General features: G+C 63.7%; 18 protein-coding genes. 10 read left to right on the forward strand and 8 right to left on the reverse strand.

What is annotated here, in order from left to right:
- Window positions 1–177: 177 nt before the first annotated feature.
- Window positions 178–1,215 carry a hemerythrin domain-containing protein gene (locus tag VB672_RS03835; RefSeq protein ID WP_329782845.1) on the reverse strand — a complete coding sequence of 346 codons (1,038 nt, stop codon included), beginning with the start codon at window positions 1,213–1,215 and terminating at the stop codon, window positions 178–180.
- A 223-nt stretch (window positions 1,216–1,438) separates the two neighbouring features.
- Here VB672_RS03835 and VB672_RS03840 point away from each other — a divergent pair, with 223 nt between their 5' ends.
- A complete protein-coding gene (locus tag VB672_RS03840) occupies window positions 1,439–2,446 on the forward strand; it encodes a threo-3-hydroxy-L-aspartate ammonia-lyase (RefSeq protein WP_329782846.1) in 1,008 nt (335 codons plus the stop codon).
- A 154-nt stretch (window positions 2,447–2,600) separates the two neighbouring features.
- Here the strand turns inward: VB672_RS03840 and VB672_RS03845 are convergent, their stop codons facing one another.
- Together VB672_RS03845 and VB672_RS03850 are read right to left on the reverse strand one after the other, a co-directional pair.
- Window positions 2,601–3,284 carry a hypothetical protein gene (locus tag VB672_RS03845; protein WP_329782847.1) on the reverse strand — a complete coding sequence of 228 codons (684 nt, stop codon included), beginning with the start codon at window positions 3,282–3,284 and terminating at the stop codon, window positions 2,601–2,603.
- A 71-nt stretch (window positions 3,285–3,355) separates the two neighbouring features.
- The gene (locus VB672_RS03850) at window positions 3,356–4,138 is read right to left on the reverse strand and encodes a class I SAM-dependent methyltransferase (protein ID WP_329782848.1); all 783 of its coding nucleotides are present in this window, start codon (window positions 4,136–4,138) and stop codon (window positions 3,356–3,358) included.
- Between the two features lie 266 nt (window positions 4,139–4,404).
- On the opposite strand from VB672_RS03850, the gene VB672_RS03855 reads away from it, so the two are divergent.
- Genes VB672_RS03855 through VB672_RS03865 form a run of 3 tightly spaced genes read left to right on the forward strand, consistent with a single transcriptional unit; the run spans window position 4,405 to window position 7,317 of the window.
- Entirely contained in the window at window positions 4,405–5,484 is a 1,080-nt protein-coding gene (locus tag VB672_RS03855; RefSeq protein ID WP_442931908.1) for an ABC transporter substrate-binding protein, read from the forward strand.
- Between the two features lie 4 nt (window positions 5,485–5,488).
- Window positions 5,489–6,553: a FecCD family ABC transporter permease gene (locus tag VB672_RS03860; RefSeq protein WP_329782850.1), complete on the forward strand. Its 1,065-nt coding sequence runs from the start codon at window positions 5,489–5,491 to the stop codon at window positions 6,551–6,553.
- Window positions 6,547–7,317 (forward strand): ABC transporter ATP-binding protein, encoded by a 771-nt coding sequence (locus VB672_RS03865; RefSeq protein WP_329782851.1) that lies wholly within the window; start codon window positions 6,547–6,549, stop codon window positions 7,315–7,317. The genes VB672_RS03860 and VB672_RS03865 overlap by 7 nt, the downstream gene beginning before the upstream one ends.
- A gap of 12 nt (window positions 7,318–7,329) precedes the next feature.
- On the opposite strand, the gene VB672_RS03870 is transcribed toward VB672_RS03865, so the two are convergent.
- The gene (locus VB672_RS03870; RefSeq protein ID WP_329782852.1) at window positions 7,330–7,626 is read right to left on the reverse strand and encodes a hypothetical protein; all 297 of its coding nucleotides are present in this window, start codon (window positions 7,624–7,626) and stop codon (window positions 7,330–7,332) included.
- 239 nt (window positions 7,627–7,865) lie between these two features.
- Between VB672_RS03870 and ampC the strand changes: the two genes are divergently transcribed.
- Window positions 7,866–9,032 (forward strand): class C beta-lactamase, encoded by a 1,167-nt coding sequence (gene ampC / locus VB672_RS03875; protein ID WP_442931902.1) that lies wholly within the window; start codon window positions 7,866–7,868, stop codon window positions 9,030–9,032.
- Window positions 9,033–9,221: 189 nt separating this feature from the next.
- On the opposite strand, the gene VB672_RS03880 is transcribed toward ampC, so the two are convergent.
- Window positions 9,222–9,545, reverse strand: coding sequence for a hypothetical protein (locus VB672_RS03880; RefSeq protein ID WP_329782854.1), 324 nt, complete (start codon window positions 9,543–9,545; stop codon window positions 9,222–9,224).
- 248 nt (window positions 9,546–9,793) lie between these two features.
- On the opposite strand from VB672_RS03880, the gene VB672_RS03885 reads away from it, so the two are divergent.
- Both VB672_RS03885 and VB672_RS03890 read left to right on the forward strand, forming a co-directional pair.
- Window positions 9,794–10,207, forward strand: a complete 414-nt coding sequence (locus tag VB672_RS03885) for a response regulator (protein ID WP_329782855.1) — start codon at window positions 9,794–9,796, stop codon at window positions 10,205–10,207.
- A 99-nt stretch (window positions 10,208–10,306) separates the two neighbouring features.
- Window positions 10,307–10,573, forward strand: coding sequence for a DUF7696 family protein (locus VB672_RS03890; RefSeq protein ID WP_329782856.1), 267 nt, complete (start codon window positions 10,307–10,309; stop codon window positions 10,571–10,573).
- 378 nt (window positions 10,574–10,951) lie between these two features.
- Here VB672_RS03890 and VB672_RS03895 read toward each other — a convergent pair whose 3' ends face one another.
- Together VB672_RS03895 and VB672_RS03900 are read right to left on the reverse strand one after the other, a co-directional pair.
- On the reverse strand, window positions 10,952–11,245 hold the full coding sequence (locus VB672_RS03895; protein WP_329782857.1) for a hypothetical protein: 294 nt from the start codon (window positions 11,243–11,245) through the stop codon (window positions 10,952–10,954).
- Between the two features lie 107 nt (window positions 11,246–11,352).
- Window positions 11,353–11,595, reverse strand: coding sequence for a DUF3297 family protein (locus VB672_RS03900; RefSeq protein ID WP_329782858.1), 243 nt, complete (start codon window positions 11,593–11,595; stop codon window positions 11,353–11,355).
- 177 nt (window positions 11,596–11,772) lie between these two features.
- On the opposite strand from VB672_RS03900, the gene kynA reads away from it, so the two are divergent.
- The 3 genes from kynA (at window position 11,773) to VB672_RS03915 (ending at window position 15,228) form a co-directional block, all read left to right on the forward strand.
- Window positions 11,773–12,597 (forward strand): tryptophan 2,3-dioxygenase, encoded by an 825-nt coding sequence (gene kynA / locus VB672_RS03905; protein WP_329782859.1) that lies wholly within the window; start codon window positions 11,773–11,775, stop codon window positions 12,595–12,597.
- A 15-nt stretch (window positions 12,598–12,612) separates the two neighbouring features.
- Window positions 12,613–13,806: an aminotransferase class V-fold PLP-dependent enzyme gene (locus VB672_RS03910; protein ID WP_329782860.1), complete on the forward strand. Its 1,194-nt coding sequence runs from the start codon at window positions 12,613–12,615 to the stop codon at window positions 13,804–13,806.
- A gap of 78 nt (window positions 13,807–13,884) precedes the next feature.
- Window positions 13,885–15,228, forward strand: coding sequence for an adenylate/guanylate cyclase domain-containing protein (locus VB672_RS03915; RefSeq protein ID WP_329782861.1), 1,344 nt, complete (start codon window positions 13,885–13,887; stop codon window positions 15,226–15,228).
- Here the strand turns inward: VB672_RS03915 and VB672_RS03920 are convergent.
- A complete protein-coding gene (locus VB672_RS03920; RefSeq protein WP_329782862.1) occupies window positions 15,213–16,151 on the reverse strand; it encodes a D-alanyl-D-alanine carboxypeptidase family protein in 939 nt (312 codons plus the stop codon). The genes VB672_RS03915 and VB672_RS03920 overlap by 16 nt on opposite strands.
- Between the last annotated feature and the right edge of the window lie 40 nt (window positions 16,152–16,191).

Genomic DNA, 16,191 nt, shown 5'->3' on the forward strand with positions numbered 1-16,191 from the left:
ATCGCTACTCCCTTGGCGTCGCAACCTTGCGAAACACCCCCTGTCGTCGGAAGCGGATCGCGGCGGGCGGCCATGGCTCGCTCGGCACCAAGGCAGGCGATCACGTGATCGCCTACGCCTTGCCGAAGACCTGACGGCATGAGGGAAATCCCTCATGCCGAGGCGTGGATTCGCCTTCTATTCGCGCTTCAACGCTCCAGAATCCGCCCCGCCCGTCTGAGCCCCGCCGGTGCCGATCGAGCCGGCAGAAGAGGCCGGGCCGCCGGCCGGAAGCGTTCCGCCCGGCTGCAACGAGGTCGAGAGCCCCGAAGGCGCCCGCGGCGGATGGGCGGAGGAGAACCAGTTGTCATCCGAAGGACTTCCGCCCGCCGCCGGAGCGGTTCCGCCTCCGCCATGGAGGAGCGCATCGTCCCCCGGGGTGGATCCCTGCCCCGGTTGATGGCCCGGCCGGTTCGATGATGCGCCGGCAGCTGTTGCGCCGGCTGCCCGGTAAGTCCGGGCTCCTGAGGGCGTCCGCTCCGTCGTGCGGCCACGGGACCCTTCCAGGCTGCGGTCGATGACGCCGCTCTCGAGCGGGAACGGCGGCTCGGGATGCCGGCGGGCCGCATGCACGGGCCTGTTCTGCCGCGAGCCGGTACGGCCGGACCGGGTCATGGTCCACAGGAGCGCACCGGCGCCAACGGCGGCAAGTCCGCCGAGAACGCCGAATACGGTTCCGGTCGGGAGACCGTAGCGGCTCGGCATCACGGATTGCGGCAGATGCCAGCGCTCGGCTTCATAGGACGCAATACGCTCGCGCTCGTAACGGCGCCACAGCTGCTTGAGCTCCTCCGGCGAAAAGGCGCCGCGGGCGACGATCATCACGCCATTCTCCTCCAGGGTGAAGGCATGCCGGATCGAGCCGGTGAGGTCCTTGAAATCCGAGGCCCAATCGGCGCTGTCTTTGTCGGGACGGGCCGCGAGCCTGTCGAGCTCACGCAGGATCTCATCCTGCTTGTTCTCGAGAGCGGCCAGATAGGTCGCCGTGCGCTCATGCCCTGACAGGGCTGGATAGAGAACATTCTGCTGCGCTGCGATATGCCGTTCCAGCTCGTCCTGGAGATCGGCGAAGAGCTCCGCGCGGCTGTTGGGTCCGCTGCCCGTGGCGCGCAGCACCTCGCGGCAGAGCTCCTCGATATTAGCGTGGTCTGCCACAACCATCTGCCACAATTCCATGGGGGCCTCCTCTCATGCCTGATAAGCATGAACGGCTGCCGCGGTTTGCTGTTCCGCCATCGCTGGACTTTGCCTCGCCTAACCCCAAAGACCTCCGGACTCTCAAAAAAGCCGCAGAGGTGACAAGGATTGCACAGAATTGCTATGGACAAAATTCATAGCTGAGCCTTGCGCATGGGAGGCGCAAGAGATTGTCCGTAAATCCAAGAAGCGTGAGAGATCCATGAACGCGCGAACCCAGCAGGCCTTTGAAGCTGTTGCCCCCGTCTCGGTGAATCTGCCGACCTACGACGATGTCATCACGGCCGCGTGGCGCATCAACGGGGTGGCCCATCGGACCCCGGTCCTCACGTCCCGCACGGCCGATGAGCGCACCGGCGGAAGGCTGTTCTTCAAGGCGGAGAATTTCCAGCGCGGCGGCGCGTTCAAGTTCCGGGGTGCCTACAACGCCATCGCGAGGCTGTCTCCCGAGGCGAAAAAGCGAGGCGTTGTCGCGTTCTCCTCCGGCAACCACGCCCAGGCCATCGCCTATGCCGGGCAGTTGCAGGCGGTGCCGACCGTCATCATCATGCCGCAGGATGCTCCGGCCATGAAGGTCGCCGCCACCAAGGGCTATGGCGGCGAGGTCGTACTCTACGACCGCTACAAGGAGGATCGCGAGGCCATCGGGCGCAAGCTCTCGCAGGAGCGCGGCCTGACCCTCATCCCGCCCTACGACCACGAGGACGTGATCGCCGGCCAGGGTACGGCCACAAAGGAGCTGATCGAGGAGGTCGGCCCGCTCGACATGCTGCTCGTCTGCGTCGGCGGCGGCGGACTGCTCGCAGGCTCGGCGCTCGCCTCCAAGGCGCTCTCGCCCGATTGCCGGATCTACGGCATCGAGCCGGAAGCCGGCAACGATGCCCAGCAATCCTTCCGCACGGGCTCCATCGTCAGGATCCCCGTGCCCGCCACCATCGCGGATGGCGCGCAAACGACTTATGTCGGCAACAAGACGTTCCCCATCATGCGGGCCCTCGTCGACGACATCCTCACCGTGTCGGACGCACAGCTCGTGGACAGCATGCGGTTCTTCGTCGAGCGCATGAAGATCGTGGTGGAGCCCACCGGCTGCCTCGCGGCGGCGGCGGCCCTCCACGGTCTCGTGCCCTGCAAGGGCAAGCGCGTCGGCATCATCATCAGCGGCGGCAACGTGGATCCGAGAGCGCTGTCGGGCTTTCTCGCGGGGTAGCCCTCTGCGCCCCGTGAATGACAAACTCCCACGTCATAGCCGGCCTTGTGCCGGCCATCCCGATCGGAAAATCGCTCCGCTTTAGAGAAGCGAGATCACCGGCACGAGGCCGGTGATGACGTGGAGCGCGCGGATATGCCTCCAGGCTTCTGCTTCACGGCCCGACTCGCACGACGACGGCGATCCCGTCGTGATCGCCGGTCGTGAGTTTCGGATCGCCGATCAGCGCATTGCCGAGATCGACGAACCGGCTCACCTTGAAATCGGTGCTGCGGTCGAGCCGTTGCGTGAAATCATCCCGCGCCCGGTTGAACGAGCCGTAACGATGCCCGGGATCGCGGAACGGGTCGATCTCCTCGCGGCTGAAGGCACCTGCGAAGAGATATCCTTGTTCCAGCGGATGTGGCCCGAAGATGCGGCCGTGGTTGTTGCTGACCTCGAAGATGTCGTTGGAAAACGCATCGTCCCGTCCCTGTGGCAGTTGGGCATAGAGCTGTCCGCCGATGAGGCCCTGGTAACCGGTCGAATGGCCGAAACGGATCGGATAACCGGCGCGGGCAGCAGCGGCCAGCAGCCTCGCCTTCGCATCCTCGGCGCTCGAAGCGCCCTGATCGACGATGATGACGTTGATCGGCTCGCGCAGGTTCCTGCCCTGGTAGATCTCACCGAGCCAGTCCGAGGGCACGCCTTTCGCGGTGAGCATCCATTTGCCGATGGGTGGCAGGCCTTCGGGCGCTGCGACCTCGATCCCGGAGGGCTGCTGCGCCCATGCTTCGAAAGCGTTTCCGCCCGTGAGCGCAACGCAGGCGACGAGAAGATTGGTCAGGCGGCGTCCCATGAACCTTCTCCCGATGCGGCACCAGAGGGCGCATCAGGAGAGCATGAACTTGTCCAAGACGCCACGGCTTTTCAGGTTGAGGCCTTCACGGCAAGAACGGCGTAACGATGCTGCGTCGCGCGCTCGAGACCTTTGAGCAGCGGCAGGTTCTTCGCCTGCGCACGGTGGATCGGCTTGAGGTCGCGGTCGATGATCGCCTGCGCGAAACCCGCCTCCCGCAGCAGCGCCGCCACCTCCTGCGCCCGTGCTCCCTTGGAGAAGTAGACGCGGCTCAGGATGCGCTCGTGAGTCTCGCGCATGGCGTTGGGCGCATGCGGTGCTCCGGCAAGCCCCGGCACCAGCTTTTCGACGAAGCGGATCACGCGCTTGACGAGCGTATCCGACACGAAGTCGCCGTCGACGATGAGCAGGCGCCCGCCCGGCTTGAGCAGGGAATGCCATTCCCGGAACGCGGCCCTGGGATCGACGAGCGTCCAGACGAGGTGGCGCGTGACGAGCACGTCGTAGCTCTCCGGCTTTTCCAGGGTGCGTTCCGCATCTCCCATGACGAAGCGGATGTCGGCGCCGCGCTTGGCCGCCTTGGCGCGGGCCTGGTTCAGCATCGGCTCCGACCAGTCCAGACCCGTGACATCGAAGCCGAGGCCGTGCAGCAGGTGCGAGATCACGCCGGTGCCGCTGGCGAGATCGAGCGCCCTGCGGCCGTTGCCGGGCCCGAGATGGCGCGTGAACAGATCCCGCCATGCCTGGCGCTCCGCCTCCGAGAAGATCTCGTGCCCGACCTGTTCGTCGAAGGTCGGCGCCCGCAAGGACCAGTAGTCGCGGATCTCGTCCCGGAGGGTGTAGTTCGAGTTCATCGAGGGCCTGTGAATTCAGGTGGTTTCGGTGCTCCTCTAGGCATGAATCGCGAGACCGTCAAACTATAATCATTATAAACTATAGAATAGAATAATTAAAAACTACCTTAATACTCACCTTCCTTTTAGAAGTTCTAAAAGATATTCCTTGCACGGCAACTATTGGAGACATAGGGAAGTCGCGCTTTCCTTCACATGCGAGGCGCGTCATGCAACTCTCCAAGCTGGTTTTCGGCGCCGCCCTGGCGCTCGTCGGGCTCCTGCCCATGTCATCCTACGCGGCTGACAAGATCACGGTGACCGACATCGCGGGTCGCCAGGTTCAAGTAAAAGCACCTGTTGAGAAAGTAATCCTCGGCGAAGGGCGCCAGATGTATTTTGTCGCCACCCTCGACACGGACCAGCCGTTCCGGCGCGTGGTCGGCTGGCGCGACGATCTGCAGAAGGCCGATCTCGACGGCTACAAGGACTACCTCGCCAAGTATCCGCAGATCGACAAGATCCCGACCTTCGGCGGCTTCAAGGAAGGCACCTTCGACGTGGAGCAGGCGGTCTCGCTCAAGCCCGACGTGATCCTTCTCAACATCGAGGCCAAGACCGCGACCGACGACGCCAAGCTCATCGAGAAACTGGCCAAGATCGACATTCCGGTCGTCTTCGTCGACTTCCGCGAGAAGCCGTTCGAGAACACCGATGCGAGCATGCGCGTCATCGGCAAGCTGTTCGGCAAGGAGGCGCGCGCGGAGGAGTTCATCGCGTTCCGGAAAGCGCAGATCGATCTCGTGACCGATCGCCTCGCCAAGGCCAATCCCGCCAAGCCCGTGGTGATGGTGGAGCGCGCGGCCGGCTATTCCGACGATTGCTGCATGTCCTTCGGCAACGAGAATTTCGGCAAGTTCGTGGAGGTTGCCGGCGGGCAGAACCTCGCGGCCAAGATCATTCCCGGCACGTTCGGCGTGGTGAATCCCGAGCAGATCATCGCGGCCAATCCGGATCAGGTCATCGTCACCGGCTCGAACTGGGAGCTCTACGTTCCCGGCGGCGCCTGGGTGGGCGTCGGCTCCGGCGCGAACAAGGCCAAGGCCCGGGACAAGCTCGCCGCCCTGATGAAGCGCCCCGCCTATACCGGCGTGAAGGCGGTGCAGAACAAGCAGGTCCACGCCATCTGGCATCAGTTCTACAACAGCCCCTATCAGTTCATCGCCATCCAGGCCATGGCCAAGTGGCTGCATCCGGACCTGTTCAAGGACGTAGATCCCGAGACGACCATGAAGACGCTCTACGAGCGCTTCCTCCCGGTCCCCTACAAGACCGGCTACTGGGTTTCCCTGACCGACAAGGAATAGGCTCTTGGCCCACTCGCCTGCCATTGCAGTTCCGCAGGGACGCGGCACCTACCGCGTCCTCGTCCAGCGCAAGAAGCTCGTGCTTCTTGCGCTGAGCCTCGTTCTGGTCCTGTCCGTGATCGCCGATCTCGGATTGGGACCGGCCCGCTACACCATGCGCGAGGTCGTGCTGGCGCTCGTCGGCTCTCCTGACGTCTCGCTGCAGACCAGCGTGGTGATCTGGGACATCCGCATGCCGGTGGCGCTCATGGCGGTCGTGGTGGGCGCAGCGCTCTCGGCGGCCGGCGCGCAGATGCAGACGATCCTCAACAACCCGCTCGCCAGCCCCTTCACCCTCGGCATCTCGGCAGCGGCGAGCTTCGGCGCCTCGATCGCCCTCGTGTTCGGCGTCGGCATCCTCCCCTGGGCCATCGACTACGTGGTGTCGATCAACGCGCTCCTCATGGCCATGGCGGCGGCCCTCTTCATCCATTTCATGAGCCAGAAGCGCGGGGTCACCGTCGAGACCATCGTGCTGCTCGGCATCACCCTCGTCTTCACCTTCAACGCCCTGCTCGCGCTGGTGCAGTATCTCGCCTCGGAGCAGGCGCTCGCCGCCGTGGTGTTCTGGACCATGGGCAGCTTGACCCGCGCCACCTGGCCGAAACTTGCGATCACCACGGCGGTTGTCGCGATCTCCCTCCCCCTCTTCATCCGCCGCGCATGGGCGCTCACCGCCCTTCGCCTCGGCGACGACAAGGCTGCGAGCTTCGGCGTCAACGTGCGCTGGCTGCGCCTCGAGACCATGATGATCATTAGCCTGCTCGCCGCCGTGCCCGTCGCCTTCGTCGGCACCATCGGCTTCATCGGCCTCGTGGGCCCCCACATCGCCCGCATGCTGGTGGGCGAAGACCAGCGCTATTTCCTGCCGGCCTCCGTTCTGTCGGGTGCGACGATCCTCTCGCTCACATCCGTCATCAGCAAGTCCATCGTGCCGGGAACGATCTTTCCCATCGGCATTATCACGGCCCTCGTGGGTGTGCCGTTCCTCTTCAGCCTGATCATGTCCAGCCGGAGGCGTTCATGGTAGCGACCCTGCAACTCACCGATGTCGGCGTCCGCTACGGGAAGCTGGAGGTGCTCTCGGGCGTCACCACGCCGGTGCTGATGGGAGGCGAGGTCACGGCCGTGATCGGCCCGAACGCCGCCGGCAAGTCGAGCCTGTTCCGCCGCATTGCAGGCCTGCTCGACGGCCCCGGAACCATCCGCATCGACGACGGGTCGCTCCAGCCTGGGTCGGGCCATGTCTGCTACATGCCGCAGGACACGTCCGTGAACACGGTGCTGACCGTCTACGAGTCGATCCTCCTCGCCCGCAAGCAGGGCGCGGGCCGCAAGGTCACCGACGAGGACCTCGAAGAGGTCGACCGCGTGCTCTACGACCTGCACATCGAGCCGATTTCCTTCAAGGGACTACACGAACTCAGCGGCGGTCAGCGGCAGCTGGTCTCTCTCGCCCAGGTGCTGGTGCGCGATCCGAAGATCCTGCTCCTCGACGAGCCGACGAGCGCCCTCGACCTGCACCGGCAGGTGGAGGTGCTCGCCCTGATCCGGTCGCTGGCGAAGGATCGCGGCATCTGCGTCATTCTCGCCATTCACGACCTCAACCAGGTCCTGCGCGTGGCGGACCGGGTGATGGTGATCGATGCCGGCACCATGGTGACATGCGGGCCGGTGGCTGCGGTCATTACCCCTGCCCTGCTCCAGACCATCTACAAGGTGGAAGGCCGCATCGAGCATTGCTCACGCCAGTCCCCGCACGTCATCATCGACGGGCCGCTCGGACGGGCCTGAACGGCAACATTTTCAGCGTCTTCTGGCAGCGGAGGCCTGGGTCTCCTTCAGGGTCGTTTCGACTTTGTCGAGCTTGTCCTCGATCTTATCGAGCTTGGCGAGGATCTGATAGAGAAGATCCGGGACGACGCGGGCATAGTCGACGTTCTCGCGGGATGCCTTCGCGGCCGCCTGCGTTGCTTCGATCAGCTCGCGCATTTCCGTTCGGCTTGCGGTCACGGCGTCACCGGCCGGCGCAGGGCCGGTTTGGCCAAGGGCTTGGCTCGTCAAGGCGATGATGAGAAGCGATGCGGTTGCCACGTAGCGCATTGTCAGGCTCCAGGAGAATGGGAGTACAGATCTCAAGTTGTCGGCAGCAAAGCAAAGATTTTCTGGATGGAACGCAGCGTTCTTTGTTGAAAGAATGGAATCGTGAGCCAGACAAGCCTTTCCCGACGCACCCAACCGTCATAACCGCTTATTTACTCTACAGCATCATTTCGCTCGCCTTCGCCGACGTGAGCGAGAACGTGTCTTCCTCACGGGCGCGCCCGCCGAATCACAAGGAGATGCCTTTGCTGTCACGACGTTCTTCCAGACTTGCAGCCGCTCTTCTCGCCTGCACGGCCGGGCTCCTGTCCCCCGCCTTGGTCGCCAGCCCTGAACAGGGTGCAAGAGTGCGGCAGGCCGTGGACGAGGCGATGAAGCCGATCATCGAGCAATTCGGCATTCCCGGGCTGGCCGTGGCGGTGACCATCGACGGAGAGCGCCATTTCATCGAGTATGGTCTGGCCGCGAAGGAGCCTCGGGTTCCCGTCACGCGCGACACCCTCTTCGAACTCGGTTCGATCAGCAAGACGTTCACCGCAACCCTGGCGACCTATGCCGAACTCGAAGGCAAGCTGTCCCTGAACGACAGCGTCGGTCGGCACATGCCGGAGCTGAAGGGCAGCGCCCTCGACAGGGTGCGGCTCCTGGATCTCGCCACGCATACGGCCGGCGGCTTCCCGCTCCAATTGCCTGACACCGTGAAGGATCAGAAGCAGCTCATCGCCTATTATCGCGAATGGAAGCCGAAATCCGCGCCTGGCACGCAGCGCAGTTATGCCAACCCCAGCATCGGCCTTCTGGGCATGGTGACCGCGCGCGCCATGGGAGCAGACTTCAAAACGCTGGCGGACGGGCTGTTCGGCGATCTCGGCCTGCAGCACACCTATATCGACGTTCCTGTGGCGGAAATGAAATCATATGCCTGGGGCTACAGCCGCGACGGCAAAGCGGTTCGCGTCTCCCAAGCCCTGCTTGCGGACGAAGCCTATGGAGTGAAGTCGAACGCCGTCGACATGGCCCGCTTCCTCGAGGCGAACATGGGCGTTGGCCCCGTGCCGGAGAAGGTCGCCCGAGCCATGCGTGCGACGCAGACCGGCTACTTCCGTTCGGGCGAGCTGATCCAGGACCTCATCTGGGAGCAATATCCCTATCCCGTGGTGCTCGACACACTCGTCGCCGGCAACACGATGAACCAGAAGGTGCATCCGGCAACCGCGATCGACCCGCCCATGGCGCCGCGGAAGGACGTGATCGTCAACAAGACCGGGTCGACTCTTGGGTTCGGCGCCTATGTGGCCTTCGTTCCGGAGAAGAGGATCGGCATCGTCATGCTGGCGAACAAGGGCTACCCCAATGAGGCGCGCGTGACGGCAGCCCATCAGGTGCTTTCGCGCCTCATCGAGTAAGCCGCGCCTCGCCGTGCGCTACGACAGGATCGAGATCCAGCGCTGTTCGGCGAAACGAGCAGAAGGGATGAGATGCGCTAGTGCATCGGACGGAAAGTTGACCCGATTTTCCGTCCGACTGATGCGCACATCAAAGAGTGGAGCATCGGATGGATCCCAAAAGTGGAATCCACTTTTGGGTCCGATGCTCTAGCACTCGGTCTTCTGCTTCGTCGTGGTGTCGCCGAACGCGTCGGTCTTCTGCTGCGTCGTCGTCGAGCATCCGGTGCTGCCGGTGGTCCCCACATCCCGGTGCTCGATGACCACGTTCTTCTGATCGGGGCCGGACGCGGCACCACCGGCCACGCCACCGATGCCGGCGCCGACTGCGGCCCCGACAGGCCCGCCCACAGCCGCTCCGGCGGCACCGCCAGCAATCGCCCCGGCCGCTGCACCGCCCTCCTCTGCGTATGTCAGCGTCGGGATCGTCAGCAGCAGCGCAGCAGCCGCAAATTTGAGATCAGAGACACGCATGATCTGTTCTCCACAATTCCGAGGAAGCATTCACGCCAGGATAACGGTCCGATCAGCTCCCCGTTTCAGCGTGGCTGCTGTCTCCAAGTCCCGACCATGACCTGTTCGACATCTCGGGACATCACATCACGGATGTTCCTCCCAACAGGACCACAACCATTCGGGGCGATCCCTCGAAGGGGCAGCCGCCATTAAGACTGCGTTAACCGGAGGAGGCGGAAAATGTTTGGTATCTGGGGGAAACCGGAATGCTTTCCGCTTCTCAGTCCAAGGTCACGGTTCTTGTCGTCGACGATGATGCGATTGCCCGCGAGCTCCTTGCTCAATTTCTTCAGATGAGCGGGTTCGAGGTGATTGCCGCTCCCAACGGGGAGCGGGCGTTGTTAAAGCTCTGCCAGCAGGGGGAAGAGATCGACTGGCTCGTGAGCAAGGTGAGCCTGCCGGGCCTCGTCTGCGGCTGGATCCTGCAAGACGAGTACCAGAGGCTTCATCCCGACCGGCCTGCCCTGCTGATCACAGCCCTCAATCCGGCCGAGAGGCCTTCTGCCCACACGGTCTTCGTCCCTCCGGCGTCTCCGGTCAGAGTTCTTGAGATCCTCCAGGCTCTGAGAACCACGGACGCGACCCCGATTCTTCCATTTGCCAGCTCCAAGGCTGCCTGATCCACATTGCTGCCGGTTGGCAGGCCGGGCTTTCGAGAGTGCCAGGGCCGGCTCCCTCCGATTAACGGACTTGTCACACCTGTCCGGCATACCGACGGGATGACCTATTCCCGCGATACCAAAGCCATCTCCGAGTTCACCGGCGAGCCTGTCAGCACCTGGTCGGAGGAATGGCGGATCGAGACCGAAGCCCGCACGGTCCTGAAGATGTCCAAGGAGCAGAGGGACGTCTTCTTCAACGGGCGGAAGGACGAGAACGGCAGGAGCATCGACCGTGGGGTCATCGGCATCCGCGGGCTGAAAGCCGCCGAGGAAATCAAGGCGACGATGGAGCGGCTGCAGGAAGCCCGCAGCAGGCCCAAGTAAAGGACAGGGCTCCTACCGCCGGGCGTTTCTAGAAATAAAGAGAAGCCATAGACAAAAAAAGAAAAGGGCCGCGCCCGGTCTTTAAACGACCGTGTTCGCGACCCCCTGGACCGTATTTGCCCCTACGGTGAGCTCGGCATAAATCATGTGCTTCGTCCGATCAAGTCCAAATCGTTCGCAAATGAACGATCTGGGGCGTCAGGATAGCGCAGAAATTCTATTGACACGCCCAATTCAAGTCACGATCGGTCACATTTCGGTCAAAATACTCCACGAATATGTAGGTTCACCGACCTTATTATTTGCCCCTACGGGTCGGACCTTAAAGCGCCCCACAAGCGGGCGCTTTCTTTTTTGGAAAAATCCGGCCTTCCGCTCTCACGACGATCCCTGTGGCGCGAAGAAGCAGATGATGGCTCGGGTCTTCGGTTCTTCGCAGATGTGGAATTTTTCGTCCGGGGACATCTTGGCTTCATCCTGACCGATGAGGCGCCCGTCCCAGAGTCTCCAGCCCTCCGCGGTTTCTGTTACGGTCTCGCCTCTGGACTCCACCAGCTCGCGGCAATCGTGATCGTCGCAGCACCAGGTCGGGTACCAGCTATGGGCCAGGACAGGCCCGCCGAGGAGCCAGCCCGCCACCACGAGTATTGTCCGTCGCCGACCAACGGCCATTCAGGATAAGCCTTTCCCGAGGACAGTCCTCCCCGATCGACAAGCCTATTCCGATCTTGGCCCCTGCTCTTCGGTGCGTCCAGCCCGAGCTACAGGCCTGGAAATCCTCACTCCTTCGTCTGCAGATAAGGCTCGACCTTGCCCTTGAGCTTGATCGTCATGGGATTGCCGAAACGATCCTTGGCATTGCCGGCCGTGACCCGGACCCAGCCCTCGCTGACGCAATACTCGTCCACGTTGGTCTTCTCGGCCCCGTTGAAGCGGATGCCCACCCCTTTCGCGAGCAGCTCCTCGTTGTAGTAGGGGCTGTTCGGATTCGAGGACAGGCGGTCGGGAAGCGTGTCGGTCATGCGAAGGTTTCTCCAAAGACGGTCGATCCGGGGCGGGCAACCTACCCTCTTAGGGTTCGAATGCCAATTCCGGCTCACCCGACGTGACAAGCCCGTCGCAATGTCCTACTTTCGTTGAACTCTTCTAAGGTAACGTAATAATCCGCGGCAAAGCGGAGGCAGATCAGGGAGACGGCGTTGTCCGCAGCGACAGACGGGATTCACACCGATTTTTCAGAAGGAATGAGCTATGGAGACTACCTCCGGCTCGACACGCTCCTCTCCGCCCAATCGCCCCTGACGGCCGAACACGACGAACTTCTCTTCATCACCATCCATCAGGTGATGGAGCTCTGGCTGAAGCTCCTGAACCGGGAGCTCGACACGGCCCTGGCCCATATCCGGGCCGACGAGCTCCAGCCCGCTTTCAAATGCACTGCGCGCATCAACCGGATCCAGGAGCAGCTGATCCAGGCCTGGACGGTGCTCTCCACCATGACCCCGTCCGATTACCTGAGCTTCCGGCCGGCGCTCGGCAAATCCTCCGGCTTCCAGTCTTGGCAATACCGCCTGGTGGAGTTCAAGCTCGGAGCCAAGGATGCGATCAAGATGGCGCCGCACCGCCATCGGAGCGATCTCGCGGATCAGCTCGAGGCCGCCTATCGGGCGCCGAGCCTCTACGACGAGGCCCTGCGCCTTCTGGCCCGGCGCGGGTATGCGATCCCGGCCGATGTGCTCGACCGGGACGTGACCCAGCCCTACACGGCCAATGCGAGCGTCGAGGCCGCCTGGGAGGAGATCTATCGCCATGCGGGCGAGCATTTCGACCTCTACGAACTCGCCGAGGAGCTGGTCGACCTGGAGGACGCCTTCCAGCAATGGCGCTTCCGTCACATGAAGACCGTGGAACGGATCATCGGAATGCGCAGCGGCACGGGCGGCAGCACCGGCGTGACCTACCTGCGCAAGGCGCTGGAGCGCTACTTCTTTCCCGAACTCTGGTCCGTGCGCGGCAAGCTATGACGGGGGAGATGCGCCATGCTTGATCTTCGCTCGCACTTCTCCCGCTTCCTCAACACCGAGCCTGACCGCCTGCATTTCGCGGCTCATAGCCACCATCCCTGGCCCGACGTGACCCGCGACGCACAGCTCCAGGCCTGGGACGATGCCGCCCGCCTCATCGACGACAAGTGGGAACATGTCCTGGGTCCTGTCCTCGACGAGTATCGCGGCCATGTGGCGGGACACCTGAACCTGCCCGACCCCTCGACCATCGCGGTGGCGCCGAACACGCACGAATTCCTCAAGCGCATTCTCTCCTGCTTTCCGGCGGACCGACCGGTCCGCATCCTGACCTCGGACGGCGAGTTCCACTCCTTCACGCGCCAGATCGCGCGGTTGGAGGAAGAGCGGATCGTTGCGGTCACGCGCGTGCCAGCGGAGCCCTTCACGACCTTCGAGGACCGTTTCTTCACGGCCGCGCAAGATGGCTACGACCTCGTTTTCGTGAGCCAGGTCTTCTTCAATTCTGGTTTCGCGCCGGACGGGCGCAGGCTTGCCGAATGCGCCTGCGACGGCGCCATGATCGTGATCGACGGCTATCACGGCTTCATGGCACGGCCGACGGATTTGGGAAGCATCGCCGAGCGCGTCTTCTACATCGCCGGCGGCTATAAATACGCTATGTCGGGAGAAGGCGCGTGCTTCATGCACTGCCCGCCGGGATGGGGCCTGCGCCCGCGCGACACCGGCTGGTACGCCGCCTTCGGCAATCTCACCAACGCGCAGAGCGGACAGGTGGGCTACAGCGACGACGGCTGGCGCTTCATGGGCGCCACCTTCGATCCCTCAGGTCTCTACCGCTTCAACGCGGTGATGCGCTGGCTGGCAGACGAAGGCATCACGCCGGGCATCATCCACGCCCACGCGAAGACGCTGCAGCACCATTTCCTGCGCCGCGTCGGCGCGTCCGCCCTGCTCGGGGAAGCCTCCCTCATGGTACCGGCGGACGAGATGCGGCGCGGCAACTTCCTCACCTTCCAGACGCCCGAGGCTCAAGCCATCTATCGCGACCTCGCGGAGCTGCGTGTGGTGACCGACGTCCGCGGTCAGCGGCTGCGCCTCGGCTTCGGCATCTACCAGACGGAAGAGGAAGTGGACGATCTCGTACGCCGCATCGACGAGGCCGGCGCATTGGAGTCCCTGCCGGTCGATACGTCGTCTGCCGCCTGAAGTCGGAAGCATCGGACCAAACCTGAACGCCCCCTGCTTCCGACGATCGTGTCGGACTGCCAGCTTCGGAGCCAGGACATGCCGATCGACACGCACTACGCCAGAAGCGGCGATCTGCGGATCGCCTATCAGGTGATCGGCCAGGGACCGCTCGATCTGGTTTTCGTCCCGGGCTTCATCTCCAACCTCGATCTCTACTGGGATGAGCCGAACATGGCTCATTTCCTGTCGCGCCTGGGAGCTTTCAGCCGATTGATCCTCTTCGACAAGCGCGGCACCGGGCTCTCGGACCGCTTGGGGCATCTTCCAACCCTCGAGGAGCGCATGGACGATGTGCGCGCGGTCATGGACGCCGTGGGCAGCAGCAGAGCCGCACTCTTCGGTATATCCGAAGGAGGCGCGATGAGCATGCTCTTCGCCGCGACCTATCCTGAACGGACCCATGCCCTGATCCTCTATGGCACCTATGCGGATTTCCACACATGGGTGCTGCCGCCGGACCGGTTCGAGACGTTCCTTGAAAGGATCGATCAGACCTGGGGACAGGGTGAAAGTCTCAGCACCTTCGCACCGTCGCGGATGGCAGATGAGCGTTTCAAGCGATGGTGGGCGCGCTTCGAACGGATGGGTGCCAGCCCCTCGGCTGTCATCACGCTGATGCGGATGAACAGCCAGATCGACGTGCGCCATATCCTGCCCGCGATCCGCGTGCCGACGCTCGTTCTGCATCGCTCGGGCGACACGCGTGTCAATGTGGAGGGAGGACGTTATTTGGCGGCCAACATACCAGGGGCGAGCTATGTCGAGTTCCCTGGCAGGGACCATGTGATGTGGGCCGGCGACGTGAACCCGCTCGTTGACGCAATCGAGCAGTTTCTCACCGGCACGCATGGCGAGAGCGAACCGGATCGCGTTCTGGCCACGGTTCTGTTGACGGACATCGTGGATTCGACCCGGATAGCGGAAGCGATGGGCGACCGCCGCTGGCATGCTCTTCTTGGCGAGCACGACCGGATCGCCCGCGAGGCGATCGATCGGTTCCGGGGACGCGAGGTCAAGACGCTCGGCGACGGATTTCTCGCCACCTTCGATGGACCCGCTCGCGCCGTGCGATGCGCGAGCGCGATCATCGACGCCCTTCGTCCCTTGAGCCTGGATGTCCGATGCGGCGTCCATACCGGCGAGATCGAAATGAAGGGCGACGATATCGGCGGCATCGCGGTTCATATCGCGGCCCGGATCGCCTCCCGGGCGAATGGCGGCGATGTGCTGGTGTCACGCACGGTGCGCGATCTCGTCGCCGGATCCAATCTGCATCTGGAGGAACGGGGCAACCATGCCCTCAAGGGACTGAGCGAGCCGATGACGCTCTATGCCGTCGCAGACCTGCATCAGCCGCCCGTTCGTCAGCGAAGCGACTGAACCTCCGTGCGCTTCGTTCCCGTGCCGGCGGCCTTCGCCTCCAGGCGCGCAGGATCCTGCCGGCCGCACTTGAGCCGGCGGAGGTCTGCCGCAGGCGCCGGTCCTGCGGCCCTCATGGTGCGGAGATTGCCGACGGGGCTCGCTGTCTCCACGAGGCCCGTATTGAGGAGCTCCCGCATGACCAGGGTGCGCGTCGCCGCACTGGGCGAGCCGAGCACCACGCCGATGACGCGCCGGTTCCCGCGCAGGGCCGAGACGGCCACATTGAACCCGGATGCGCAGACGAAGCCGGTTTTCGAAGCCTCGAGGCCCGCGTATTCGTCGACCAGCTTGTTGGTGTTCTTGAGCAATCGCCCGTTGACCGTCACCGACGGCGTCCGGAGCAGGTCCATGTAATCGGCATGATAGCTCAGGAGCACCAGCATGAGCACGGCCATGTCCCGGGCATTGGTCACCTGCCGGTCGTCGTGCAGACCGGTCGGATTGACGAACCGGGTCCCCGTCATGCCGAGGCGCCGGGCCTCCGCGTTCATGGCCGCCACGAAGGCCTCCTCGCTGCCGCCGATCGCCTCTGCGATGGCGACCGACACGTCGTTGGCGCTCCGGACCATGATGACCGTGAGGGCGTCCTCCAGCCGGAGCGACGTGCCCGGCGGAACGCCGAGCTTCGAGGGGGGCTGGGCAGCCGCCTTCGGGCTCAGGACCACGGACGTGTCCATGCTGACCTGGCCGGACCTGACGGCCGTGAGAGCCAGATGCGCCGTCATCATCTTGGTGAGCGATGCCGGATGCCACGAGCGCGTCGCCTCCTGGGCGGCGAGAACGTCGCCCGTGGAGGCGTCCACCAACAGCATGGGAGAGGCGCCGGCGGACAGCGGCGTCAGGAGAAGGCCGGCAGCCAGGAGGATCGAGAGCGGCTTCATGGCCCGGATCGTTGCCCGAACCGCAGCCTTACGCAAGCGC

Origin of the sequence: Microvirga sp. CF3016 (genome assembly GCF_036314085.1) — a bacterium.
Lineage (GTDB): Bacteria > Pseudomonadota > Alphaproteobacteria > Rhizobiales > Beijerinckiaceae > Microvirga.